The sequence below is a fragment of the Streptomyces sp. NBC_00249 genome, from assembly GCF_026342355.1.
Lineage (GTDB): Bacteria > Actinomycetota > Actinomycetes > Streptomycetales > Streptomycetaceae > Streptomyces.
Genome location: NZ_JAPEMV010000003.1, coordinates 465,212 through 490,212, shown reverse-complemented (window position 1 = coordinate 490,212; position 25,001 = coordinate 465,212). Strand labels below are relative to the sequence as shown.

16 protein-coding genes and 1 pseudogene are annotated in these 25,001 nt (G+C 75.1%); 14 read left to right on the top strand and 3 right to left on the bottom strand.

The window, feature by feature from the left end; translation table 11 throughout:
• Positions 1-49: 49 nt before the first annotated feature.
• The 3 genes from OOK31_RS16420 to OOK31_RS16410 all read left to right on the top strand — a co-directional run bounded on the left by OOK31_RS16420 (position 50) and on the right by OOK31_RS16410 (position 2,130).
• The gene (locus OOK31_RS16420; RefSeq protein ID WP_267087964.1) at positions 50-241 is read left to right on the top strand and encodes a hypothetical protein; all 192 of its coding nucleotides are present in this window, start codon (positions 50-52) and stop codon (positions 239-241) included.
• 109 nt (positions 242-350) lie between these two features.
• Complete coding sequence (locus OOK31_RS16415) at positions 351-1,184, top strand: proline hydroxylase (RefSeq protein ID WP_267087963.1); 834 nt, start codon at positions 351-353, stop codon at positions 1,182-1,184.
• Positions 1,185-1,284: 100 nt separating this feature from the next.
• On the top strand, positions 1,285-2,130 hold the full coding sequence (locus OOK31_RS16410) for a PhzF family phenazine biosynthesis protein (protein ID WP_267087962.1): 846 nt from the start codon (positions 1,285-1,287) through the stop codon (positions 2,128-2,130).
• Here OOK31_RS16410 and OOK31_RS16405 read toward each other — a convergent pair.
• Both OOK31_RS16405 and OOK31_RS16400 read right to left on the bottom strand, forming a co-directional pair.
• On the bottom strand, positions 2,123-2,605 hold the full coding sequence (locus tag OOK31_RS16405; protein ID WP_267087961.1) for a RidA family protein: 483 nt from the start codon (positions 2,603-2,605) through the stop codon (positions 2,123-2,125). The genes OOK31_RS16410 and OOK31_RS16405 overlap by 8 nt on opposite strands.
• 121 nt (positions 2,606-2,726) lie before the next feature.
• The gene (locus OOK31_RS16400; protein WP_267087960.1) at positions 2,727-5,012 is read right to left on the bottom strand and encodes an FUSC family protein; all 2,286 of its coding nucleotides are present in this window, start codon (positions 5,010-5,012) and stop codon (positions 2,727-2,729) included.
• Between the two features lie 135 nt (positions 5,013-5,147).
• On the opposite strand from OOK31_RS16400, the gene OOK31_RS16395 reads away from it, so the two are divergent.
• The 11 genes and pseudogenes from OOK31_RS16395 to OOK31_RS16345 all read left to right on the top strand — a co-directional run bounded on the left by OOK31_RS16395 (position 5,148) and on the right by OOK31_RS16345 (position 21,215).
• Positions 5,148-5,675 carry a nucleoside deaminase gene (locus OOK31_RS16395; RefSeq protein ID WP_267087959.1) on the top strand — a complete coding sequence of 176 codons (528 nt, stop codon included), beginning with the start codon at positions 5,148-5,150 and terminating at the stop codon, positions 5,673-5,675.
• A complete protein-coding gene (locus OOK31_RS16390) occupies positions 5,675-6,304 on the top strand; it encodes a nucleoside/nucleotide kinase family protein (protein WP_267087958.1) in 630 nt (209 codons plus the stop codon). The genes OOK31_RS16395 and OOK31_RS16390 overlap by 1 nt, the downstream gene beginning before the upstream one ends.
• A 57-nt stretch (positions 6,305-6,361) precedes the next feature.
• A pseudogene (locus OOK31_RS16385) lies at positions 6,362-7,734 on the top strand (DUF2252 domain-containing protein).
• 167 nt (positions 7,735-7,901) lie between these two features.
• Positions 7,902-8,945, top strand: coding sequence for a LacI family DNA-binding transcriptional regulator (locus tag OOK31_RS16380; protein ID WP_267087957.1), 1,044 nt, complete (start codon positions 7,902-7,904; stop codon positions 8,943-8,945).
• A gap of 201 nt (positions 8,946-9,146) precedes the next feature.
• Positions 9,147-10,481, top strand: coding sequence for an ABC transporter substrate-binding protein (locus OOK31_RS16375; protein WP_267087956.1), 1,335 nt, complete (start codon positions 9,147-9,149; stop codon positions 10,479-10,481).
• A 66-nt stretch (positions 10,482-10,547) separates the two neighbouring features.
• Positions 10,548-11,519: a carbohydrate ABC transporter permease gene (locus OOK31_RS16370; RefSeq protein ID WP_267087955.1), complete on the top strand. Its 972-nt coding sequence runs from the start codon at positions 10,548-10,550 to the stop codon at positions 11,517-11,519.
• On the top strand, positions 11,516-12,439 hold the full coding sequence (locus tag OOK31_RS16365; protein WP_267087954.1) for a carbohydrate ABC transporter permease: 924 nt from the start codon (positions 11,516-11,518) through the stop codon (positions 12,437-12,439). Before OOK31_RS16370 ends, OOK31_RS16365 begins: the two co-directional genes overlap by 4 nt.
• 54 nt (positions 12,440-12,493) lie before the next feature.
• The gene (locus tag OOK31_RS16360; RefSeq protein ID WP_267087953.1) at positions 12,494-13,912 is read left to right on the top strand and encodes a GH1 family beta-glucosidase; all 1,419 of its coding nucleotides are present in this window, start codon (positions 12,494-12,496) and stop codon (positions 13,910-13,912) included.
• Positions 13,913-14,053: 141 nt separating this feature from the next.
• Positions 14,054-15,496, top strand: coding sequence for a glycoside hydrolase family 16 protein (locus tag OOK31_RS16355; protein WP_267087952.1), 1,443 nt, complete (start codon positions 14,054-14,056; stop codon positions 15,494-15,496).
• Positions 15,497-15,661: 165 nt separating this feature from the next.
• On the top strand, positions 15,662-17,599 hold the full coding sequence (locus tag OOK31_RS16350; RefSeq protein ID WP_267087951.1) for a bifunctional UDP-sugar hydrolase/5'-nucleotidase: 1,938 nt from the start codon (positions 15,662-15,664) through the stop codon (positions 17,597-17,599).
• A gap of 31 nt (positions 17,600-17,630) precedes the next feature.
• Positions 17,631-21,215, top strand: coding sequence for a hypothetical protein (locus OOK31_RS16345; protein ID WP_267087950.1), 3,585 nt, complete (start codon positions 17,631-17,633; stop codon positions 21,213-21,215).
• Positions 21,216-21,317: 102 nt separating this feature from the next.
• Here the strand turns inward: OOK31_RS16345 and OOK31_RS16340 are convergent, their stop codons facing one another.
• Positions 21,318-24,722 carry an ALF repeat-containing protein gene (locus OOK31_RS16340; protein ID WP_267087949.1) on the bottom strand — a complete coding sequence of 1,135 codons (3,405 nt, stop codon included), beginning with the start codon at positions 24,720-24,722 and terminating at the stop codon, positions 21,318-21,320.
• Positions 24,723-25,001: the final 279 nt, after the last annotated feature.

Sequence of the window (25,001 nt, the reverse complement as noted above, 5' to 3'; positions counted from 1 at the left end):
CCCTGTGTGACGCACCCCACACCGAACGAACATGCACGGAGGTCCGCCGATGAACGCTCTCCCCGCCGATACGAACGACGACCAGTCCCAGCCATGGGGTGCCCCGGGGAGCGAGTTGGAAGAGCTTCAGGCGGAGGTCGGCAGACGCATCGCACTGGAAGCGCTGGATGCCGGCCGCCAGGCACTCGAACTCGACGCCAAGACCGCGTTCCGCGTCACCAGTGCGGCGCATCCCGCGTGAACGCACGGACATGACGAGGTAACCACGCACGGATCGACGCACGGACGTACAGCCGCTGTTCTCTGCACTCTGTTCGGTTCTCTGTTCTCGACGACCGGGGGGCGACCGCATGACCTCAGCGCAATCCACGCACGGCGCGTTACCGCAGGCGCCGCACGATCCCTACTTCCGGGCCGCCACCGCGCCGGCCTTCACCCACGACCTCCTCGCCGGCCTCGCCGCCGGACGGTACGCGGCGGTCCGGGTGCCGGGCTTCCTGCCCCGCGCCTGGTGCGAGGAGGTGCTCGGCGCCCTGAAGGAAAGGGCGTTCGACTCGTACGGCACGACCCGCATCCATCCGCCGGTGATGCGGTTCGGCGTGGGTGTCAGCGACCACATGGCGGACGGCGGGGTCGCCGACAGCTACTGGAAGGCCCTGGAAGGGCATCACGAGGCCTGGCAGAGTCTGGGACTGTCCTTCGACCCCTTCCGCACCTGCCGGGAGGGGCTCGCCACGCACTGGCCGCAGGGGGTGGAGGTCGGCCGCCGGGGCGGCCGGGAGATGGGCGACGGGGTGGCCCGGGAGCCCAACCAGGGGTTCCGGGTCCATTTCGACGACGCCCTGCGCGAGTACGAGGAGGACCTCCTCGACACCCCGCTGATCGGCCAGTTCGCCTTCAACCTGTACCTCAGCGTGCCGCCCTCGGGCGGCGAGACGGTGCTCTGGCGCCACCGCTGGCAGCCCGGGGACGAGGCGTACCGGCTGCCCAACGCCTCGTACGGGTACGACGAGTCGGTGGTGCGGGGCGCCGAGTCCATCGAGCTGGCCCCGGAGGTCGGCGAGGCCCTGCTCATCGACCCCCGCAACTTCCACGCGGTCCGCCCCAGCCACGGGGACCGCAGAATCGCACTGGGGTTCGCGGTGGGGATCGGTACGTCCGGTCAGCTGCTCACCTGGGCCTGACTCCATCCCGCCGAACTGCACGTTCCCTTTTTTTCGGCGTCAACTCGGCGACCACAGCCAGATTTTGACGGTCCGCCAGGAATCCCGCTACGTTCGGGTGATGGACCTGTTGCGTTACGTGGCCTTCAGCACCGACCCGCTGGGCGGGAACCCGGCGGGAGTGGTGCTGGACGCCACCGGCATCGACGAGGCGACGATGGCCGCCACCGCGGCGGACGTCGGCTACTCGGAAACCGCCTTCGTCTTCCCCCGCCAGGACGGCGCGCTCGACATCCGCTACTTCAGCCCGCAGACCGAGGTGCCGTTCTGCGGGCACGCGACCATCGCCACGGCCGTCGCCCACGCCCAGCGTCACGGCGTGGGCGATCTGCTGCTGCACACGCAGGCGGGCCGGGTCCCGGTGAGCACGTCCGCCGGCCCGGACGGAGCGGTCACCGCGACCCTGGTGAGCGTCGAACCCCGTACCGTGGCCCTGGAAGAGGTCGATCTGGCCGCCCTCCTGGCCGCGCTGCGCTGGTCCGCCGACGATCTGGACCCGGAGCTGCCGCCGCGCGTCGCGTACGCGGGGGCCTGGCACCCGGTGATCGCGGCCGCGAGCCGCGAACGGCTCGCAGACCTCGACTACGACACGGCCGCCCTCGGTGAACTGATGGCGCGGCGGGACTGGACCACCGTCACACTGGTCCGGCGCGAGTCACCGACCGTCTTCCACACCCGCAACCCCTTCCCGCCCGGGGGTGTCTTCGAGGACCCGGCGACCGGCGCGGCGTCGGCGGCGCTCGGCGGCTACCTGCGCGACCTGCGGCTCGTCGAGACGCCCGCCGTCCTGACGATCCACCAGGGCGCCGACATGGGACGCCCGAGCCTCATCACGGTGGGCGTACCGGCGGATCCGGCCGCCGGCATCGAAGTCACCGGCACGGCCGTCCCGATCAGCATCAGCTGACCGGGCCCTCCGGCCCGGAGACCTGCACGACGATCTCGATCTCCACGGGCGAGTCGAGCGGCAGGATGCCCACCCCGACGGCGCTGCGCGCGTGCCGGCCGGCCTCGCCGAACAGGTCGACGAACAGCTCGCTCGCCCCGTCCACCACCCCGGCCTGCCGGGTGAACCCGGGCGCGGAGGAGACGTACCCGACCACCTTCACCACGCGCACCACCGACTCCAGCGCGGCCACCGAGTCCACGGCCGCCAAGGCCGCCAGCGCGCACTGCCGGCTCAGCTCCCTGGCCCGCAGGGCGGACACCTCCGCGCCGACCCGGCCGGTCTCGGTCAACTCGCCATCAGTCAGGGGGACTTGGCCCGCCACGAACACGAACGGCCCGCTGCGCACGGCGGGTACGTACGCGCCTTTGGGCGGGCTGACCGCCGGCAGCCGCAGTCCGAGTTCGGCGAGCCTTTTGCGCACGTCCACGTTCATGGCACCCCCTGGTGACGTCGACCCCGCGAGCCATCGTCCCACCGCCCCGGTCCGGGCACGGCGGTATCCGGCCTTGAGCTGACGGCATGGCCGCCGGTCTGCTAAGGCATCCCGTGCGGGCTCACCACAGGCGGGTGGCCCGGTCGGAGCCCGGGCCGGGGCCGCCGGGGATGCGTTCCAGGTCCAGCAGCAGGGACCGCAGCCAGGCGTCCGCGGCGTAGGCGCCGCCCGGCGCCCCGGCCGGTCCGGGCTCCGCGTACGCCGCGGGCGGCGCCACCGGGCTCCCGGGGGTGTCCCCGAGCGGGTCGAGGGCGGAGGACAGCAGCAGCATCCGCCCCGCTACCCGGTCCCCGAGCCGGGCGATCCCGGCGGCCGCGGCGGGCGCCGGCGGGGCGGCGGCGACCGGACGCGGCAGGCCCGGCGGCGGCGCGGGCGGCACCAGGACCCGTTCCGCGCCCCACAGGGTGTGGTGCCCGGCCAGCAGCACCGCCTGCCAGTCGACCGCCGGCGGCTCCTCCCCCGGCTCCGCGGGCTCGCTCTGGAACTGCGCGAACGCCGACTCCGCCATGACCAGCGCGTGCCGCAGCGTTCCGTACCCGGGCAGCGCGCCCGCGCCCCGCACCCCGCCTGCGGCGACCGCGGACGCCGTGGTGACCACCGCCTCGGCGGAGCAGCGCAGCAGGACGGCGCCGGAGCGGCGTACCTCGTCCCGCGCCCCGCGCGGCCAGGCCAGCAGCCCGAACACCGCGCCGATGACGCTGCCGACCAGGACGTCCAGCATCCGGACCTCGGCGAGCCTCCAGGTGGCGGGCGCCAGCTGGGCGAAGACCAGGGCGACGGTGACGGCGAACATCGCCTGGGCCCAGCCGACGCCCTTCACCGGCCCCACCGTGAAGGTGATCAGCAGCAGCAGCGGCAGCACGGCCGCGTACACGGTGGTGTCGCCGGCGAACAGCGCGAGGAGGCCCGCCGTGCACAGGGCGCCGATCAGGGTGCCTGCGAGGGCCTGGCGGATGCCGGTGCGGGTCGCGCCCAGGGTGGTGCGGGTCAGCGTCAGCGTCGCCAGCATCGCCCAGAAGCCGTGCGGCAGGGTGTCCAGTCCGGCGACGGCCCGGGCGGCCGCCAGCGCCAGGCTGATCCGTACCGCGTTCTGGAAGAAGACCGACCTGCTGCCCACGTGCCCGCCGAGCCGGTGCCACCACAGCTGCGGCGCCCGCATCCGCGCGTACCAGAACCGCCCGTACGGCAGTCCGGACGACGCGGCCGCCCGGCCCCGCACCGCCAGCCCGGCCGCGGTCGCCAGGGCCAGCGCCGCGTCGGCCAGTTCCAGCAGGGCCGCGCGGCGGCGCAGCTCCTGCGGGCTCGCGCCCCGCGTCGGGGCGGCGGCGAGCCGGGCCCGCTCCCGGGCGGGCGTGGCGTCCTCCGCACCCTCGCCCGGCTCCCCGCGCAGGAGGGCGGCGCTGTCGGCGGCCGACCGCCCTACGGCGCGCAGCAGGTCCGGGCCCGCCTCGCGGGGGGCCCGGGCCGGCGGCAGGGCGGGCAGCCGGGCCAGCCGGTTGAGCAGGGTGCGGGCCGCGAGCCCGGTGTGGGCGAGGCCGCGGTCGCGGACCCCGGGCCCGGCCGGACGCTCGGCCTCCGGCACTTGGGAGGGCCGCAGGGACTCGCCCGCCGTCCGGGCCGCGTCCGCCGTCGCCGGGGTCAGCCCGTACGGCGCACGGGCCAGCTCCGCGGTGCAGCGTTCGGCGACGAGCGCGGCGCGGGCGGCGAGTTCCCGGTACGGCACGGTCGGCGGGTCGGGGAAGAGGAAGGCTTCGGCGAGGACCAGCAGCACGAGGCCGACGGTGGTGCCCGTCAGCCGCTCGCCCAGGGTGTCCGGGGCGTAGGGCGGGAAGGAGGGCAGGATGTACAGCAGCTGGAGTCCCGGTGCGGCGCCCGCCGGGCGGGGTCCGCCGACGGCGACGAATGCCAGCGCGAAGCCGATGACCAGCATTCCGGCCACCGCGCTCCAGGTCCGTACCGCCAGGAAGGTGCCGACGGCCACCAGCGCCCAGGCCGCCGGTGCCAGCCGCACCAGGACGGCGGCCCGCTGCCGCCCGGTGCCGGGGATGCGGGACAGGCCCGCCAGGGACACGGCGGTGAACAGGGCGTACGTGGCGCCGACGGTCTGCCCGAAGCCGTAGAGGAACAGGTAGAACCCGGCCCCCGCCGCCAACGTGACCCGCAGCGAACGGCGCGCCGCCCCCGCGTAGGCCACGGGCAGCCGCAGCCGGCCGACGGGCGCGGGTCCCTCGGCATCTCCGGCGCGGGCGGCGCCACCGACGCGGGCGGCGCCACCGGCGCGGGCGGCGCCACCGGCGCGGGCGGCGTCGGCGTCGCCTTTGGCACCGCCGGCACCGTGGGCACGCATGACATCAGGATCCGCCACCCACCGCGCCCCGGCACTCCGCCGATGTCCCGGGGCGGTGGAGCGGAAGCCGGTCCGGGGCTGCGGGCGGCGCATAGGATCGGGACCGCCCGACGAGCCGAGCCGGAGGATGCCGCCATGGCCGACCAGCAGGAATCCCGCCACCGGGCGGCAGACCCGGACGCCGCCGGCGCCGAGGTGGACGAAGCCGGGCTGCGGCACCTGCGGCGGTGTCTGGAGCTGGCGGCCGAGGCCCTGGCGGCGGGCGACGAGCCGTTCGGTTCCGTCCTGGTGCACGCCGACGGGACGGTGCTCGCCGAGGACCGCAACCGGGTGGCGGGCGGCGACCGCACCCGGCACCCGGAGTTCGAGCTGGCCCGCTGGGCCGCCGCCCACCTGTCCCCGGACGAACGCGCGGCCGCCACCGTCTACACCTCCAACGAGCACTGCCCGATGTGCGCCGCCGCCCACGGCTGGGTGGGGCTCGTGTACGCCGCCTCCTCCGCGCAGCTCGGCGGCTGGCTGGCCGGGCTGGGGGTTGCCGCGCCCCCGGTCCGTACGCTGCCCGTCGGGGAGATCGTCCCCGGGCTGCCCGTCGTCGGCCCGGTCGCCGCGCTGACCGGCGAGGTGCGCGCCCTCCAGCTCCGCTTCCACGGGCAGTCCTGATGGCGGGGCCGGGGGACCTCGCCGCGCTGGAGCTCCGCGCCCGTGCGCTGGCCGCGTCGGGCCGGCGGCGGATCCTGGGCATCGCGGGGGCGCCGGGCGCGGGAAAGTCCACCCTCTCCGGGCGCCTGGCCGCGGCCCTCGGTCCGGGCCTGGTGGCCGTCGTACCCATGGACGGCTTCCACCTGGCGCAGCGGGAACTGGTCCGGCTCGGCCGCGCCGACCGCAAGGGCGCCCCGGACACCTTCGACGCGGCCGGGTACGTCGCCCTGCTGCGCCGGCTGCGGGCCCCGGAGACCGGCGCCGGCGCCGTGTACGCGCCCGCTTTCGACCGGGAGCTGGAGGAACCGGTCGCCGGCAGCATCGCCGTCGCGCCCGGGGTGCCCCTCGTCATCACCGAGGGGAACTACCTGCTGCACGAGGACGGCGCCTGGGCCGGGGTCAGGCCGCTGCTCGACGAGGTCTGGTTCCTCGCCCCCGACGACTCGCTGCGCGTCCGCCGGCTGATCGACCGGCACGTCCGGCACGGGAAGGAGCCCGCGCAGGCCGCCTCGTGGGTCTCGCGCTCCGACGAGGCGAACGCCGCCCTGATCGCGCCGGGCCGCGCCCGGGCGGACCTCGTCGTCGAATGATCGGGGGGCGGCGGGCGTCCGGGGGCGGGCGTGTGGGTGCGATGGTATGACTGGAGGATGTCCCTGCCCGCCTCCCCCGACGAGCGGGCCCGGCGCGGTCGGGCGCGGCGCAAGCGGCTGCCGCGCTCGGAGCACGCCGCGACGCCCCGGCTGGAGGGCCGCCCGGATCCGGTGGCGGTACTGGCCGCGCAGGGCGCCGACCGGGTGCAGGAGCTGCTGCCCATCCGGTACGAGCGGATGGCGGCGGGCGCCTTCCCCTTCCTGCGGGGAGCGGCCGCCGTGATGGCGGGCGACCTCGGGGCGATGCCGCACACCGGGCTGCTGGTGCAGCTGTGCGGGGACGCTCACCTGCTGAACTTCGGTCTGTTCGCCTCGCCGGAGCGGGCCCTGCTGTTCGATCTGAACGACTTCGACGAGACGCAGCCCGGCCCCTTCGAATGGGACGTCAAACGGCTGGCGGCGAGCGTGGCCGTCGCCGCGCGGGAGAACGGGCACGGCGACAAGGCCGCCCGCAGGTCGGCGGCGGCAGCCGCGGCCGCGTACCGGCGGAACATGCGCCGGCTGGCCGGGCTCGGTGAACTGGCCGTCTGGTACGAGCGGGTGGACAGCGCGGAGGTGCTGCCGCTGGTGCGGCGGCGGGACCGGGAGCGGGTGGCGTCGGCGCTGGAGCGGGCCCGGCGGCGGACCAGTCTCCAGGCGCTGGAGAAGCTGACCGAGCTGGTGGACGGATCGCTGCGGATCCGCAGCGATCCGCCGCTGCTGGACCCGGCCGGGGAGGCGGACTCCGAGACGGTGCGGCGGGTGTTCGCGGACTACCGGTCCACGCTCCCGGAGGAACGGCGTCTGCTGCTGGACCGCTTCCAGGTGGTGGACGTGGCGCGGAAGGTGGTGGGGGTCGGCAGCGTCGGGACCCGCTGCTACGTGGTGCTGCTGACCGGCCGGGACCCGGGCGATCCGCTGTTCCTCCAGGTCAAGGAGGCCGGCCCGTCGGTCCTTGAGGCCCATGCGGGCGCCTCCCGGCACCGCCACGCCGGGCACCGGGTGGTGGCCGGGCAGCGGCTGCTGCAGGCGGCGGGCGACATCTTCCTCGGCTGGGCCACCGGGCCCGGGGGCGGCACTTCTACTGGCGTCAGCTGCGCGACATGAAGGGCACGGCGGACGTGGCCACCATGGACCCGCTGATGCTGGAGGGCTACGCGCGGCTGTGCGGCCGGACCCTGGCCCGCGCCCACGCCCGTACGGGCGACCGGTTCGCCATCGCCGGCTACCTGGGGGCCGGGGACGTCTTCGACGAGGCCGTCGGCCGGTTCGCCCTGCGCTACGCCGACCTGACGGTCTCCGACCACGCCGCGCTGACGGCGGCCCTGTCCGACTCGGACGCCCCGTCGCACGCGGCGAAGGCCCGGCGGCGGGGTGGCCGCCGCACCTGAACGTCCGCGCGGCCGGGTGGCCTTGCGGCCGGTGCGGGGCCGCGACGGGTTCCGTCCGGGGTCGGCCCGTCGGGTTGCCGGGAGCGCTCTCAGGGCTCGGAGGCAGCGGATACGCTGGGTCCGACGCAGCCGCCCGCAGCCGACTGCGACCGACGAGGAGGTCCGCCGTGCCGCAGCAGCCCACAGGACAGCGCCCCACACTGGAAGCCGTCGCCGCGCGCGCCGGGGTGTCCCGGGCGACGGTCTCGCGGGTGGTCAACGGCGGCGCGGGGGTCCGCAGACCGGTCGTGGAGAAGGTGCGCGAGGCGGTGGAGGAGCTGGGCTACGTGCCCAACCCGGCGGCCCGTACGCTCGTCACCCGGCGCACCGGGGCCGTCGCCGTGATCATCGCCGAGCCGGAGCCGCGGATCTTCTCCGACCCCTTCTTCTCCGTCCAGATCCGCGGCATCAGCAAGGAACTGACCGCCAACGACACCCAGTTGGTGCTGCTGCTGGTGGAGGGGCCCGAGGACTACGACCGGATCGCGCGGTACCTGGCCGGCGGCCACGTCGACGGCGCCCTCGCCTTCTCCCTGCACACCGACGACCCGCTGCCCTCGATCGCGGGCCGGATCGGCCTGCCGACGGTGTACGGCGGGCGTCCCGGCTGGACGCCCGGTCCGGGCGGGCCGGGCGCGGTGGCGTACGTGGACGCCGACAATCGCGGCGGCGCGCGTGAGGCCGTACGGCACCTGATCGGTCTGGGCCGCCGGCGGATCGCGCACATCGCGGGCCCCGGTGACATGACGTCGGCGACGGACCGGCTCGACGGCTACCGGGACGCGCTGGTGGACACGGATCCGCTGATGGTGGCCGACGGGGACTTCACGGAGGAGGGCGGGGCGCGGGCGATGGCGGAGCTGCTGGACCGGCGCCCGGACCTCGACGCCGTGTTCGCCGCCAGTGACCTGATGGCGGTGGGGGCGCTGCGCGTCCTGCGCGAGCGCGGGCGCCGGGTGCCCGAGGACGTGGCGCTGGTGGGCTTCGACGACATGCGGTCGGTGGCCGAGTCGACGGATCCGCCGCTGACCACGGTGCACCAGGACATCGAGGGCATGGGCCGGCTGATGGCCCGGCTGCTGCTCCGGGCGCTGGACCGGGACCGGGCGGGTGCGGTGACCCCGTCCTCGCTGATCACGCCGACCAGGCTGGTGCGCAGGGCTTCGGCCTGATCCCGCCGGGGAGGGTCCCGCCCGGCGCGTGCACACCACCGGTTTCCGGTCATCAACCGGCGCGCTGTGCGCAGCCGTTACGCGTTCAGGTCTTGACGGGACCTTCCGGCCGGGGGCACGCTCCTGACGCAGCCTTTGAGAGCGCTCTCAAGCTCTCGTTCCTCAGGCCGTACCCCGCCCCACGTCGAGGAGAGGTCACCCATGCCCACAGCCCGGCCCACAGCCCGAGCCGCCACCGCCAGCGCCAGGAGCGCCGCCGTCCGCCTGGGTGCGGTCGCCCTCGCGGGAGCGCTGCTGGCCGCCTGCGGATCAGGTTCCCCGCAGGGCCCTTCCGACGCCGCGGGTCCGGGGGGCGGGGTCACGCTGACCGTCGACCTGTTCGGTTCGTTCGGCTACGAGGAGGCCGGGCTCTACGCCGAGTACGAGAAGCTCCACCCGGGAGTGAAGGTCAAGCAGACCGACACCGAGGACGAGCAGGACTACTGGAAGTCGCTGCAGACCCGGCTCGCGGGCGGCGGCGGTCTCGCCGACGTGCAGGGCATCGAGGTCGGCCGGATCGCCTCGGTCACCCGGCAGCAGGCGGACAGGTTCGAGGACCTGCGGGCGTACGGGGCGCAGTCCCTCAAGGACTCCTTCGCCGAGGCCAAGTGGTCGGCTGCGGTCACCGGGGACGGGAAGGTGCTGGGCCTGGGCACCGACGTCGGCCCCGAGGCGATGTGCTACCGCCGCGACCTCTTCGAGAAGGCCGGGCTGCCCACCGACCGCGAGGAGCTGGCCGCGAAGTGGCCGGGCTGGGACGGCTACCTCGAGCTGGGCCGCCAGTACAAGAAGAACGCCCCGGAGAAGAGCGCCTGGATCGACAGCGTCGGCAGCCTCTACCAGGTCATGGTCGGCCAGGAGAAGGAGCGCTACTACGACTCCTCCGGCGCGCTGGTCTACGAGTCGAACCCGGCCGTGAAGCGCGCCTGGGACACCTCCGTACGGGCCGCCGGGGACGGGCTGAGCGCCGGGCTCGACCAGTGGTCGCCGCCCTGGAACCAGGCCTTCGCCGCCGGGTCCTTCGCGACGATGCCGTGCCCGGCCTGGATGCTCGGCTACATCAAGGGCCAGGCGGGCGAGGCCGGCAAGGGCAAGTGGGACGTCGCCCGGCTGCCGGGCGGCGCGGGGAACTGGGGCGGCTCCTACCTGGCGGTCCCGCGCGCCGCCAAGCACAAGAAGGAGGCGTACGAGCTCGTCAAGTGGCTCACCGCTCCCGAGCAGCAGGCCCGGCTCTTCGAGGCGCAGGGCTCCTTCCCGTCCTCCACCGGGGCGATCGCGAAGGTCGCCGACGTCAAGGACCCGTACTTCTCCGACGCGCCCATCGGCCGGATCTTCGGCGAGGCCGCCAAGGCCTCCCCCGTGCAGGTGCTCGGTGTCGGCGACAAGAGCGTGGCGGACCAGATCGTCAACGCGCTGAGCGAGGTCGAGCGCAAGGGCACCGCACCGGACAAGGCCTGGGAGAACGCGCGCAAGGGCGTCCGCAACGCCACCGGCTGACGGCCCCTCCCCCCGCCACCGTACGCACGCACGCCCGTCCGCCGCCTCCTCCGAAGGGCCGCGCCCATGACCCTCACCGCCAGCCCGCCCGCACCCGGGCCGCCGCCCCCGTCCACACCCGTGCCCCGGCCGGCGGCGGCCCGCCGCCGCTCCTGGAGCGCGCTGTCCCCGTACGCGTACGTCGCCCCGTTCTTCACGCTCTTCGCGGCCTTCGGCCTCTTCCCGCTGCTCTACACCGCCTTCGTCTCCCTCTACCGCGTCGAGCTCCAGACACCCGGCGAGATGCGGTGGCGGGGGTTCGGCAACTACACGGCGCTGCTCTCCGACACCTACTTCTGGCTCGCGCTGCGCAACACCTTCACCATCGGCGTGCTGTCCACCGTCCCGCAGCTCGCGATGGCCCTGGGGCTGGCGCACCTCCTCAACCACAAGCTGCGGGCCCGCACCTTCTTCCGTACCGCGATGCTGCTGCCCTACGCCACCTCCGTCGCCGCCGCCACCCTGGTCTTCGCCCAGCTCTTCGGCCGGGACTTCGGGCTCGTCAACCAGCTGCTCTCGCTGGCGGGCGTCGGCCCGGTGGACTGGCAGAGCGGCACACTGGCCTCGCAGCTGGCCGTCTCCTCGATCGTCGTGTGGCGCTGGACGGGCTACAACGCGCTGATCTACCTGGCGGGGATGCAGACCATCCCCGAGGAGCTGTACGAGGCCGCGGAGCTCGACGGGGCCTCCCGGTGGCGGCAGTTCGTCCACGTGACGCTGCCCGGGCTGCGTCCCACGATCGTCTTCACCACCGTCGTCTCGACGATCGGGGCCACCCAGCTCTTCGGTGAGCCGCTGCTCTTCGAGGGCTCGGTCTCGGGCGGCATCTCGCACCAGTACCAGACGCTCGGCCTCTACCTCTACGAACAGGGGTGGGGCTTCTTCCACCTGGGCCGGGCGGCCGCCGTGGCCTGGGTGATGTTCCTGCTGATCCTGCTGCTGGTCGGAGCCAACGCCCTGGCCGCGCGACGCCGTTCACGGAAGGAGACGGGCCGATGACCGCACTCGCCGCACCGCCCGCCGGGCCTCCCGCCGCCCCGGAGGGACGCCGCGGCCGGTCCGGGCGCGGGCCGGGCAGGCCGCCGCGGAGCCGGGCCGGGCGGGGCCGGCACGGCGGACGGATCGCCCACGCGGTCCTGGGCATCGCGGTCCTCGTCTCGGCGTTCCCGTTCTACTGGACGATCGTCGCCGCCTCCCGCTCCAACGCGGACCTCGCCCGGACCCCGCCCTCCCTGCTGCCCGGACCGAACCTGGGGCACAACCTGCGACAGGTCCTGGTGGAGGCCGACATCGGCAGGGCCCTGCTCAACTCCCTGATCGTCTCCGGCTCCGTCACGGTCGGAACCGTGCTGTGCTCGACGCTCGCCGGGTTCGCCTTCGCCAAACTGCGCTTCCGCGGCCGCGGCATGCTGCTGAGCCTGACCGTCGCGACCATGATGATCCCGCCGCAGCTCGCGGTGATCCCGCTGTTCATGCTCATCGCCCGGCTCCAGTGGGTCAACCAGCTCCAGTCCGTGGTGCTGCCCGGGCTCGTGTCGGCCTTCGGCGTGTTCTTCATGCGGCAGATCCTGGTGCAGTCCCTGCCCGACGAGCTGATCGAGGCGGCCCGCGTCGACGGCGCCTCCACCGCCCGGATCTTCCGGTCGGTCGTGCTCCCCATCGCGCGCCCCGGCATGGCCGTGCTGGGCCTGCTCACCTTCATGACCTCCTGGAACGACTTCTTCTGGCCCGTCGTCGCCCTCTCCTCGCAGGAGCCGACCGTCCAGGTCGCGCTGCGCCAGCTCGGCGGCGGCTACGTCCACGACCAGTCCGTGATCATGGCGGGCACCCTGCTCGGGACCCTGCCCGTCCTGCTGGTCTTCGGACTCCTGGGCCGGCAGATCGTCGGCGGCATCATGCAGGGCGCCGTCAAGGGCTGAGCCCTCCCTCCCCCCCATGGCAACCATCCTTCCTCCCCGAGGAGTTCCGCTCTGATGACCACTGTCGACCCGCGCCCCCGGACCCCGGCCGGGCTGCGCTTCCCCCGCGGCTTCCGCTGGGGCACCGCCACCGCCGCCTACCAGATCGAGGGCGCCGCCACCGAGGACGGCCGTACGCCGTCCATCTGGGACACCTTCAGCCACACGCCGGGCCGGGTCAGCGGCGGTGACACCGGGGACGTCGCCACCGACCACTACCACCGCATGCGCGAGGACGTCGCCCTCATGAAGCGCCTCGGCGTGAGCGACTACCGCTTCTCCGTGGCATGGCCCCGGGTCCAGCCGACCGGGCGCGGGCCCGCCGTGCAGAAGGGCCTGGACTTCTACCGGCGGCTGGCCGACGCCCTGCTGGAGGCCGGGATCCGGCCGGTCGCCACGCTCTACCACTGGGACCTGCCGCAGGAGCTGGAGGACGCGGGCGGCTGGCCCCGGCGGGAGACCGCCGAGCACTTCGCCGCGTACGCCTCGCTCACGGCGCAGGCGCTCGGGGACCGGGTGGCGACCTGGACCACCCTCAACGAGCCCTGGTGCGCGGCCTTCCTCGGCTACTCCTCCGGCGAGCACGCCCCGGGGCGCACCAGCCCGGCCGCGGCCCTGCGCGCCGCGCACCACCTCAACCTCGCGCACGGGCTCGGCGTCGGGGCGCTGCGGGCCGCGCTGCCCGCTCCGGCGGAGGTCTCCCTGACCCTGAACCTGCACGCGGTGCGGCCGCTGACGGACTCGGCGGCCGACCGGGACGCGGCCCGGCGGATCGACGCGCTGGGCAACCGGATCTTCCTCGATCCCGTCTTCCACGGGCGCCTCCCGGAGGACCTGGTGCGCGACACCGCGCCGCTGACGGACTGGTCCTTCGTCCGGGACGGCGACCTGCGGACCGTCTCCGCGCCGATCGACTCCCTGGGCGTCAACTACTACGCGCCCACCGTCGTCGCGGCCGGCAGCTCCGCCCGGCCCTCGCCCTGGCCCGCGGCCGAGGGCCACGTACGGTTCCCCCGTCTGCCGGGGCCCCGGACCGCCATGGACTGGCCGGTGGACGCCGACGGACTGCACGGGCTGCTGACGGGGCTGCGCGACGAACTGCCCGGCGTCCCGCTGCTGGTCACCGAGAACGGGGCGGCGTACGAGGACCACGTCGATCCGCGGGGCCGGGTCCGCGACACCGAGCGGATCGCGTACCTGCGGACCCATCTGGCCGCCGTGCACCGGGCCATCGCGGACGGGGCCGACGTCCGCGGGTACTTCCTCTGGTCGCTGCTGGACAACTTCGAGTGGGCGCACGGCTACAGCAAGCGCTTCGGCATCGTGCACGTCGACTTCGCGACGCAGCGGCGGACCCCGAAGGACAGCGCCCGCTGGTACGCCGAGGTGGTCGCCCGGGGCGAACTGCCCGGCGAGGCCGCGGCGGTTCAGTAGCCGAAGGCGCAGCGCCGCTCCCCCCTGTCCCTGTGTTCACTTCTTGCCCGTAGACGGCACGGAGGAGCACAGCTGCCGCGCACTCGATGGCTGAGAGCGCTCTCGTCCCTGTGCACAGCCGACCCCTGAGAGAGGGTTCCGATGAGAGAGAATCCCCCGCGCGAGGGCTCCGCGCCCCGCCGGACGCTGAGGCGTCTGGCCCTCGCCGTGGCCGCGTTACTCGTCCCGGCCGCCGCCGTGCTCGTCTCGATGCCCGCCAACGCCTCCGTCCCCGCCGACCCGCCCGGCTGGACGTCGGTCTTCCGCGACGACTTCGACGGTCCGGCGGGCTCCGGGGTGAACGGCGCCGACTGGCAGTACACGACCGGCACGAGCTACCCGGGCGGACCCGCCGGTTTCGGTACGGGCGAGATCGAGACGATGACCGCCTCCACCTCCAACGTGTCGCTCGACGGCGCCGGGAACCTGCGCATCACCCCGCAGCGCGACGCCGCCGGGAACTGGACCTCGGGCCGGATCGAGTCCCGGCGCTCGGACTTCCAGCCCCCGGCGGGCGGCAAGCTGCGCGTCGAGGCCCGCATCCGGATGCCGGACGTCACGGGTGCGGCCGCGAAGGGGTACTGGCCCGCGTTCTGGATGCTCGGCGCCCCCTACCGCGGCAACTGGTGGAACTGGCCGGGCGTCGGCGAGATCGACATCATGGAGAACGTCCAGGGCATCAACAACGAGTGGGCCACGATGCACTGCGGCACCAGCCCCGGCGGCCCCTGCAACGAGACCTCGGGCATCGGCGGCCAGCGCGTCTGCTCCCCGCTCAGCTGCCAGGCCGGCTTCCACACGTACGCCGCCGAATGGGACCGCGGGACCAGCCCGCAGCAGGTGCGCTTCTACCTGGACGGCGTCAACTTCCACACCGTCCGCGCGGACCAGATGGACGCCTCCACCTGGAACGCGGCGACCGACCACGGCTTCTTCCTGATCCTCAACGTCGCCATGGGCGGGCAGTTCCCGGCTGCCTTCGGGGGCGGCCCCGACGCGGGCACGCAGCCCGGCCACCCCATGACGGTGGACTACGTCGCCGTGTGGCGCGGCGGCACGGACAGCACCACCCCGCCCTCCCCCACGCCCACGCCGACCGGCACTGCGCCCTCGAGTCCCCCGCCGGCCGGGCACCGTGACGCGTACGCCACCCTCCAGGCCGAGTCCCACGACGCCCAGGCGGGCCTGACCACCACGACCACCACCGACACCGGCGGCGGCCAGGCCGTCGCCGCCGCCGCGAACGGCGACTGGGCCCAGTACAAGGGGGTGGACTTCGGCTCCACGGCGGCGACCCAGTTCTACGCCCGGGTCGCGAGCGGCGCGTCCGGCGGGGTCAGCGGGCTGGTCGAGGTCCGCCTCGACAGCCGCTCCAACGCCCCGGTCGGCAGCTTCTCGGTGGCCGGTACGGGCGGCTGGCAGAGCTGGCGGACGATCCCGGCCAACATCTCGGCGGTCACCGGTACCCACGACGTGTACCTGACCTTCACCAGCGGCCAGCCCGCCGACTTCGTCAGCGTCAACTGGTTCGCCTTCGGGCACTGACACACCCGAACAGGGGCCCGCGGGAACGGAATTCGCCCGAGTTTCGTCCCGCGGGCCCGCGCCGCACACCGGACGGCCGTACGGGGCGGGAAGACTGGGCGGGAGCGTGTCTCATCGCAGCTCTCCTACCCCTCGTACCCCTCGCACATCGCCCCGGGAGTGGCCATGGACGGAATCGGCCGGCGCGTGTTCCTGACCGCGGCGGGGGCCCTCGGCCTGCGGACCGTCACCGGTACCGCCGCCGCGGCCACCCGCGCGGCGTCCGACGCCGCGAGCGCGGCCGGGTACGTGGACGTGCAGCTGCTGAACATCACCGACCTGCACGGCTACCTGAGCGCCGCCCCGGCCCGGGACTCGGTCCTCACGGGGGCGGGCGGGCAGAAGTACACGGTGGGCGGGGTCGCGTACATGGCCACGCACCTGGAGCGGCTGCGGGCCGGGCGGGCGAACTCCTTCTTCTTCGCGCCGGGCGACCTCTTCTCGGGCTGGGAGTTCCCCGCCTTCACCCTGGCCGACGAGCCGACGATCGAGGCGCTCAACCTGCTGGGGCTGGACTTCGCGACCGCCGGGAACCACGAGTTCGACCGCACGCCCGGGTTCCTCGTGCAGCACATGGAGCAGGGCGTCCCGTACGACGGGGCGGGGAGCACCAACTCGTTCCCGGACTCGCGCGGACGGCGCTTCCCCGGAGCCGACTTCCGCTACTACAGCGCGAACGCCGTCGCGGGCGGCCCGGCCGGGGCGACGGTCCTGCCGCCGTACCACATCGAATGGGTCCAGGCCCCGGGCGGCCGTCAGCTGCCCGTCGGTTTCATCCATCTGACGGCCGTGGGCACGGAGCGGTTCTCCAACTCCTTCCAGCCGGGCCTGACCACCCTGGACGAGCTGTCCGCCGCCGACCGCTGCGCCGCCGAGCTGAAGGCGCGCGGGGTCAATGCGATCGTGCTGAGCATGCACGACGGGGCGGTCGCCGGATCCGCCTTCGACTCGGGCACCGACCCGAGCGGACCGGCGTACGACCTGGCGCTGCGCGTGTCCGCCGACATCGACGCGATCGTGACCGGGCACTGGCACTGCGCCTTCACGATGATGCTGCCCGACCCGGCGGGGCGGCCGCGGCCGTTCGTCGAGGCCGGCTGCCACGGGCAGATCGTCAACGAGATCGTGCTGCGCCTCGACCCGGACACCGGGGCGGTGGTCCGCGAGCTGACCACCTCGACGAACCATCCCAACACCCGTGACGTCACCCCGGATCCGCAGATGCACACGGTGGTCGACCACTGGAACGGCTACGCGGCCCGGCACGGGGCGGCGGCCATCGGCCGGCAGCGCGCCTCCTTCCGCCGGGCCCTGTCACCGTCCGGCGAGAGCACGATGGGCAACCTCGTCGCCGACTGGGCGCTGTGGGCGTCGGGGCAGGCCCCGGACTCCTTCGACACCAGTCCCCGCCCCGGGGGCGGCCACGCCGACCTGGCGTTGATCGCGCTGGCCCCGAGGACCGGCCGCAGTGTCGTCAACACGGACCTGTTGCTGGGTTCCGCCGTGGAGGACCCGGTCAGCTTCGAACGGGCCTGGCGGGCCGTCGGGTACGGCAGCCCCCTGGTCACGGCCACCGTCAGCGGCCGGCAGCTGCACGACGCGCTGGAGCAGCAGTGGGCGCTGGACGCGGGCGGCAGGTTGACGTACGCGCCGCTGGCGGTGTCGGACAACGTCCGGTACTCCTTCGACGCGGCGGGGCGCGCCGGGGACCGGGTGTCCCCCGCCGACGTGCGCATCGGGGGCGCGGCGCTGCGGCTGGACGTCAGCTACCGGCTGGTGACCACCTCGTACACGTTCACCGGGCAGGACGGCTACCCGGCGCTCGGCGATTTCCGGGATCCGGCCCGCCACCGCCGGGACACGGACAGCTTCGTCGCGTACGTCGCCGCGCTCGGCACCCTGACGGCGGTGTCGACGGGCCGGGTCGTAGCGAAGGGCGGCGGGGTGAGCGCCGGGCTGACGGGGCATCTGATCGCGCTCGGCCAGCCGGACCTGGAGCTTCCGACACCCGTGGCGGCGGAGGAGGAGGCGGCGCGGGACGCGGGGCGGCGGCCGGTCTGCTGAGGATGTCAGACCCCCTTCCTAGCATGGCTCCATGACGTACTCGCATGACAGTTCGGCCGGTCAGGTGCTGCGCACCCTCCTCGCGTCCACCCCTGCCCCGGCACCCTCGGTGCCGATGGGGACCGGGCTGCGGCTCGTGGCGGAGGGGCGCCCGGCGCGTACCGTCGGGGCGGGCGTCGCGGCCGCCGGTGGCGTCGACGGCGAAACCGCCGCGCTGCTGCGGCAGTTGGTACGGGAACACCTCGGGGACCGCGCCGAGCGGTGGCTCGGTGCGCACGACGCGCTCGCCGCCCACAAGGGCACGCTGCCCGCGCTGCTGGCCGAGGTACCGCCGCCCGCCCCGGCCGCCGCGCCGGGTGAGGTCCGCGCGCCCGCGCCCCGCAGCGTCCACACCACGCTGGCCCTGCTGCTGGAGCACGCCCCGGCGGAGCACGCGGCGGTGGCCCTGGCCGCGCTGCCGGACCGCACCCTCGACGCATTGCTGGCCTCGGGGTCACTGCCCGGCCCGGTCGCCGTCCGCGCCGTGACGGAGTACGGCGACTCCCGGATCCGGGTCGCGCTCGCCCGCCACTCCCGCCTCGACACGCGGGTGCTGGCCCGGCTGGTGGCCGTCGGGGACGCCCGTGTCGGGGCCGCCGTGTACCGCAACCCGCGCGCCACCCAGTCGCTGCGCCGCACCCTCGCACACCGGTCGGCCGCCGTACCCATGGACGCGGAGCTGCGGGCCGAACTGACCGACCCGGGCGCCCGCCTCCCCGGCACCTGGCTCACCCCCTTGCTCGGCTCGGGTGATCCGCAGCTCGTCGCGCGGGCTCTGCACCACGGCGTCCGCACGGTCGCCCAGCAGTACGCGCTGGTCAGGGTGTGGGAGTGCGCCGGGGCCGGGGCGGTGCGCGCTCTACTGGCCGACCCGGCCACCGCCCGGCACCTGGCCGGGCCCGTGGTCGCGGCCGTCACCGGCGCGCTGGCCGAGGCGGAGGCGGAGGCGGACGGTCCGGGGGCGCTGCGCCGGCTGCGGGAGCGGTGCGAACCGTACGAGGACCCGGCGCGGCTGCCGGGCCTGCTGGCCACCACCCGGGGCACGAGCAGCCTGCGCGACCTGCTGGCGGAGCCGTACGTCCAGGACGTGGCGGCCCTCGCCGAGGCGCACGCGAAGTCCCCCTTCATGCCGAGGGCCTGCGAGGAGCTGGCCCGGCACCAGGACGCCGACGACGCGCAGCGGCTGGCGTTCCGGCTGAGCGTGCTGAACGAGCCCTGGCGGACGGCGGGCCGGCGCACCGGGAACGTCCGCCTTCCCGCGCGGCGGCTGGCCGAGGAGCCCCTCGACCCGGGCGCCGCACGGTGGGCGGAGGGGGTGGTCGCGGCCGGGCTGCTCGATCCCGTCGAGCTGATCCGCACGGCCCGCCCGGCGGTGGAGGCGGTGAAGGCGCTGGCGGTGCTCGGTGACCGCTCCCTCCTCCCGGCCGCCGCCCTCGCCGAACTGCGCGCCCTCACCGCCGCCCACCTCGGCGACCACCCCGAGGCCTGGACCGCACTGGACACCCTGCTGCCGGAACACCGGGGCACCCTGCGGGAACTCATCACCGCCGCGGCCCGGACCGCCCCGCCCTCGCCCACCGCCCCGAACCCCGGCCGGACCGGAGCCCGGCCCGACGGGCCCGCGGCCGGTCCCGCCGCGCCGGCCGACCCGCCGGTGGTCTTCGAGCCGCCGCGGGCTCCCGGTACGCCGGTGCAGCGGGCCGGGCTCGCGGCGCTCGACCTGCTCCGCGCCCTCGCGCCCGAGGGCGCCCCGCTGCCCGACGAGCCCGGTGTCCTGCGGTTCCTCGCGCACCACCGCCAGGCGGACTCCCCCGGACTCGGCACCCCGCAGTGGCTGGTCCGTGCCTGCGCGGCGCGGGGCGTGGCGGCCCCGGCGGGCGGCTGGCACACCCCGCCGGACCGCGACGAGGTCCGGCGGGAGCTTCCGGACACCTGGGGCTCCAGCGCCGAAGCCACCGAACGGGCCTACGTCCAGGGCCTCCTCCCGGCGGACGAGCTGCCGGGCCTGATCCCGGCGCGGCGGCTGTTGCGGCTCCCGCACGACTGGCGGCGGCTGTGCTTCCCCGGCGCGTGGCGGGCCGCCGTCGCCCGCCTGCTGCGCAGCGAACTCGGTGCCGATCCGCAGGCCTGGCTGCGGCTGGCGGAGACGGCTGCGGCGGCCGGCGGGCCGGCTGCGGGGACGGGCCCGGACGGGCTCAGCTGGGTGGAGCTGCTGCGCCTCGCCCGGTCCGGCGGCGCGGGAGGAGCCGGCCTCGGCCGTCCGCTGGAGGAGCCGGCGGCGGGTACGTCCACGCCCCGCCCCCGTACTCCCGACGAGGCGATCCGGCTGGCGGAGCGCGGCAACCACCTGTGGGTCTGGCCGGCGGGCACCCTGTTGTGCCTGGCCGACGCCGAGGTGGTCGACGCCGTCCTCCCGCTCCTGGGGCCCGACGGCCCCTGGCTGCTCGCCGCGTACGCGCTGCGCCACGACACCGTCCCGGACGTGGTCCTCGACCGGCTGCTGGCCCTGCGCGAGCCGCGGGCGCTGCGGCTCCTCGCCTCGTACGGGCGCCGCCTGTCCGAGGCGACGGCGGAGCGGCTGGTCGGCCTCGACGATCCCGAGGTGGACCTCGTCCTGCTGCACCGCGGCTGCCCGCAGCACCTCGCGCGCCGCGTCGTGGCCCGGTCCCGTCCCCGGTCCGCCGGGGACGGCCCCACGGTCGGGTCCCTGGCCCTGGCGGAGCTGCGGGCCGACCCTGCCGCCTCCCCGGCCGGCGGCACCCGCTGGCTGTCCTCGGCCGAACCGGAGCTGATCGAGGAGGTGTTCGTCCGCCAGGGCTCCGAACTGGGCCTCGTCCAGCAGGTGCTGGGCTGCCTGAACCTGGTCGAGCACGGCGGCGCCGGGCGGCTGGCCGCTCTCGTGTCCCGGGATCTGCTCGGTCAGGCCGTCACGAAGCTGTGCGTGAAGGCCCTCGGATCCGCCGACCCGGCGGCGGTGCTGCGGGCGCGGGCCGACCGTGAGCTGGCTCCGGCCAAGCTCGTCGCGCGGCTGCGGAAGGCCGAGCACCCCTGGCAGACGGCGAGCGCCGCGGGGGCCGCGCTCGTCGGGTACGACTGGGCGGCCCTGGAGGCGGCGCACGAGGAGGATCCGCTCCCGAACTGGCGGCTCCTGGTGAACCTGCGGGGCGCCCCGGCGGATCTGCGGCTGCGCCACGCCCGTCTGCTGGACGAGCCCGGAGCCCAGGGGCTGCCCGGCGGCCCGGAGCTGACCCGGGCCCGCGCCCGGTACGGTCTGGGCGGGCTGTACCACTGCCCGCCCACCGCGCAGCTGGACGGGCTGCTGGCGTCGGGCGCGCTCACCGGCTCCGACCTGCTGCACACGGCGGCCCCGGCGGCGGTGACGCTGGCCTACCTGGGCGCGGCCGGACGCCGCACCGACGCCCCGGCCCAGGCGGGCGCGGCCCTCGCCGAGCTGACCGGTCTGGTCGCCGCCCGCCTCGGCACCGACCCGGACGCCTGGTCGCGCGTCACCGCCCGACTGACGGGACGGGACCCCGGCTGGGACCCGATGTCCCCGGTGGCGGCGCTGCTGGAGTGAGCGCCGTGGCAGCCCGGGCGGGGCCGGCGGCCCGTCCGCCGTCGGCCCCGCCCCGGTGCGTGCCGTCCTCCCGCCCGCGTCCTCCCGCCGTCCTCCCGCCGTCTAGAACATGGACAGGACCCCGGTCACGGGCGAGATGAGGTCGTGCCCGAACTGCGTGAGCTTCGTGGCCACAGGAGCCACGGCCTTGCCGCCGAGGGTGCCGAGCTTCCCGATCCAGAAGGACTGGCCGAAGGTCAGGACGCCCAGGGCGGTGCTCGCCATGGACGACTTGAACTGGCTGCTCGTCCATCCGTAGCCGATGCCGGTGAACAGGGTGCTGAGTCCGCCGAAGGCCAGGGAGGTGTACGCGAAGCCGCTGGCGAGGTGCTCCACGAAGGGAACGGCGGGCGGGAAGAACACACCGATGGCCAGGCCGGCGAGGCCGGTGAAGGCCGCGGCGAACCCGAACATGATGCTGAGGGCGTTCGTGGCGTCCGCCAGCCACCGCGCGTCCTCCTTCCACCAGGGAAGGCCGCCCTTGACGCTGTCGTTGTCCGGGATGTCGCAGGGGTTGCGGCCGGCGTCCTTGGCCGCCTGTGCCTCCTCCGCCGCCCTCCTGGCCTCCGCCGCGACCTCGGCGGCCCGCTGCTGCACGGCGATCCCGAGCGCCTCGTGCGCGGCCTGCGCCGCTTCCTGCGCGCTCCGGCCCGCCTGGGCGGCCGAGGTGTAGGCGTAAGTGGCGGAGGACTGGGCGGAGTTGGCCGAGGCGACCGCCTGGAAGGCGGAGTCCACGGCGCGGTTGGCGGAGTGGTTCGCCGAGCGTGCGGCGGTGCGCGCGACCGCGGCCGCCTGCTTCGCCCTGTCCGCCGAGGCCTGCGCCGACCGGGCCGACTGTTCGGCGCTGGCGGCGAGGGTGTTGGCCTGCTGTGCCGAGGTGGCGGCCTGCGCCGCCGACTGTGTCGCCCGCTGGGCCCACTCCACGGCCTCCGCGGCGGCGTCACGGGCCCTCGCCGCGGCTTCCTGGGCCCGGGCGGCGTCCTCCTGCGCCCGGTACGCGATCTTCGCGGCGGCGGCGATCGCCCCCTGCATGGCGGCGATGTGGGTGGCCGAGTCGTGGTCGAGCTGCGCCGTCCTGTACTGGGCGGAGGCGAGGAAGTTGCGGCGCATCCATGCCGGTCCCTCCATCGCGGCCTGGGCATGGGCCTTGGTGTAAGGGCCTCCGGTGCTGATGAGGGCGGCGGTGGCGACGGCGTCGTCCTCCTGCTGCGCCGCCTCGTACGTACTGCTGAGGAAGGTGTACATCGCCTCGGGCGTGCCGGCGTCGAGTGCGTCGTTCGCCGCCTTCGCCACCGCCCGGCCGGGGCTGTTGCCCGCGACGCGGCTGACGGCCACGCGGTTGTCCATGGCGGCGGCCTGGACGACGCCCGCGCCGAGGAACTTCGTCGCGGCGTCCGGGTCGTTGCTCGCCAGCGCCTGGCTGGCGGCCAGGGCGATGTCCGGGGCGCAGGTCCGGGCCAGGTAGAGGCTGGTCTCCCGGTCGTCCTGCCGCTGCGCGATCCGCCGGTCGGTGTCGACCCAGACGTGCACGTCGGCGTCCGTACCGGCCAGGGCGAACCGTGCGGCTTCCTGGGACCAGGAGCCCCGGGAGCCCATCAGTGCGAGGGCCGCCTTGCGCCCGAGGGTGGCGGCGCCCGCCAGATCACCGGCCCGGAGCGCCGCCTCGGCCTGGGCGACGAGGTCCTTCGTGGCCTGCTCGGCCTGTTCGGCCTGGGTGCGGCGCTGGGCGAACCCGGCCTTCTCGCTCGCTTCGATCTGGGCGAGCTGGCGGGTCTCCACGGTCGCCTGTCGCATGTCGTGGTCCAGGCGCTGCCATTCGGCCTCCCGCGCGCTCTGCTCCACGGCGACCGCCTGGGTGACGGCGTCGGTGGCGGTGTTCGCGGCCATCGTGGCCTCGTTGGCGAACTCGGTGGACTTGTTGGCGTGGTCGACGGCCTGGCCCGCGTACTGGACCGCCCATTCGGCGGCGGTGGCGGCCTTGTCGGCGTGTCCGGCCGCGCTGTTCGCTGCGTCGCGGGCGGCGCGGGCTGCCGTCGCGGAGGTGTTCGCCAGCAGTTGCGCCGTACCGGCGGCGTTCGTGGCGATCTGGGCGTTCGCACCGGCGATCTGCGCCTGGCGCTTGGCCTCGGCGGCCTCGGCCTGAGCCGCTCCGGCGGCACCGGCCGCGGCCGCGGAGGCGTCCGCCGCGGCGGCGGCGTTGCGTGCCGCGGACGCGGCCGCCGACCCGGCCCCCGCGGCCTGGGAAGCGGCGGTCGCGGCCTGGTCGGCGGCCTGGGCTGCGGTGCGGGCCTGGGAGGCGGCCATCCGGGCGTTGACGGCGGCGTCCCGGGCGAAGGCCGCCCGGGAGGCGTCCTGGGAGGCGGCGATGGCGGCGCTGTAGGCCTGGGCGGCGGCGGAGCCCGCGGTGGCCGCCGCCTGGCTCGCGCCGGCCGCGGCGTAGGCGGCGCGGCGGGACGCCTGGATGGCGGCGTGGGAGGCGCTGGTGGCGACCCGTGCCGCGTCGGCCGCACCCTGCGCGGCCTCGGAGGCCTTACGGGCCGCCCTGCCGGCCTTCGCCACGTCCTGCTGCGCCGCCTGGGCCTCGGACGCGGCCTTCTCCGCCGCTTCCTTGGCCTTCGCAGCGGCCTCCACGGCGCGGGCGGAGGCCTCTTCGGCCTGTTTGGTCATCGCGTCGGCCCTCTTGCCCTCGCGCTGGACCACCGCGACGAGTTCCTGGATCTTCGAAGCCTCCTGGTCGCGGGCCCGGGCGATGTGCTGGCCGGTGTCCAGGAACCATTCGATGTCGCCGGGGGTGCCGGACAGGGCCCGGGAGGCGTACTTCTGCACCTCCGGGCCCGCCTGCACCATCAGCTTGGAGGCGTCGACCCGCATGTCCTCCAGGCGGGCCGTGTACTGGCCGTCGAGGAGGAAGGTCTCCAGAGCGCCCTGGCCGCCGTCGTTGAGCGCCGTGTTCCCCGCCCGGTTGACGGCCTTGCCGCCGACGGCCATCACGGTGGAGGTGGCCACGCGCAGGTCCTCGGCGATGGCGCTCTTGAAGCCGCCCGCGAGGTAGGCGGCGATGGCGGCGTCGCCGCCGCCGAGTGCGGCGGCGGCCTCGCGCCGGGTGCCCTTGCCGCCGCCCGCCAGGGAGGTGACGATCGCGACGCGGTTGTCCACCGCCGTCTCCGCGGGGAGTCTGACGGTCAGGAAGTTCTGTACGTCGGCGTCGGAACCGGTCAGTGCGGCGGCCGCGGCGGCGCGGACGGCCTTGCCGCCCAGCAGCCAGGCCTTGACGACCTTGGCCCGGTCGGTGTCGGGCAGCCGGAAGGGGTCGCCCTCGCCACCGTCGGCGGCTAAGCCCGATCCCGCCCGCTGTGTGGCGGCCCACGCCGCCGAGGGGTTGAGGACGAGGCTGGAGGTGGTGGCGGCGGCCGTGGTGGCGGCGACGGCGCCGAGAATGCGCCGCCTGCTCCAATAGGTGGTGTCCAAGACATTCCTTCGGGATCGGCGCCTGGCGGGCAGTGCGCGCACGTCGGCATGTCGCCAGACAGAGGGTTTTTCTGGCCATTCCCGCGCCTGCGGCATGTCGGTGAGTTGACCGAGGACACGGCGGATGCGCATCGGACCCTATGCGGCGCACGGCGTATTGACCAGACGTCGCAACGCAATAGGGCCGCATCCCTCTGCCCGCCCCGAATATGGAATCCCCACTTCCAACAAAAGTGGCGCAGCTCACTCTCAATGAAGCCAAATCGCCCCTGTTTGAGA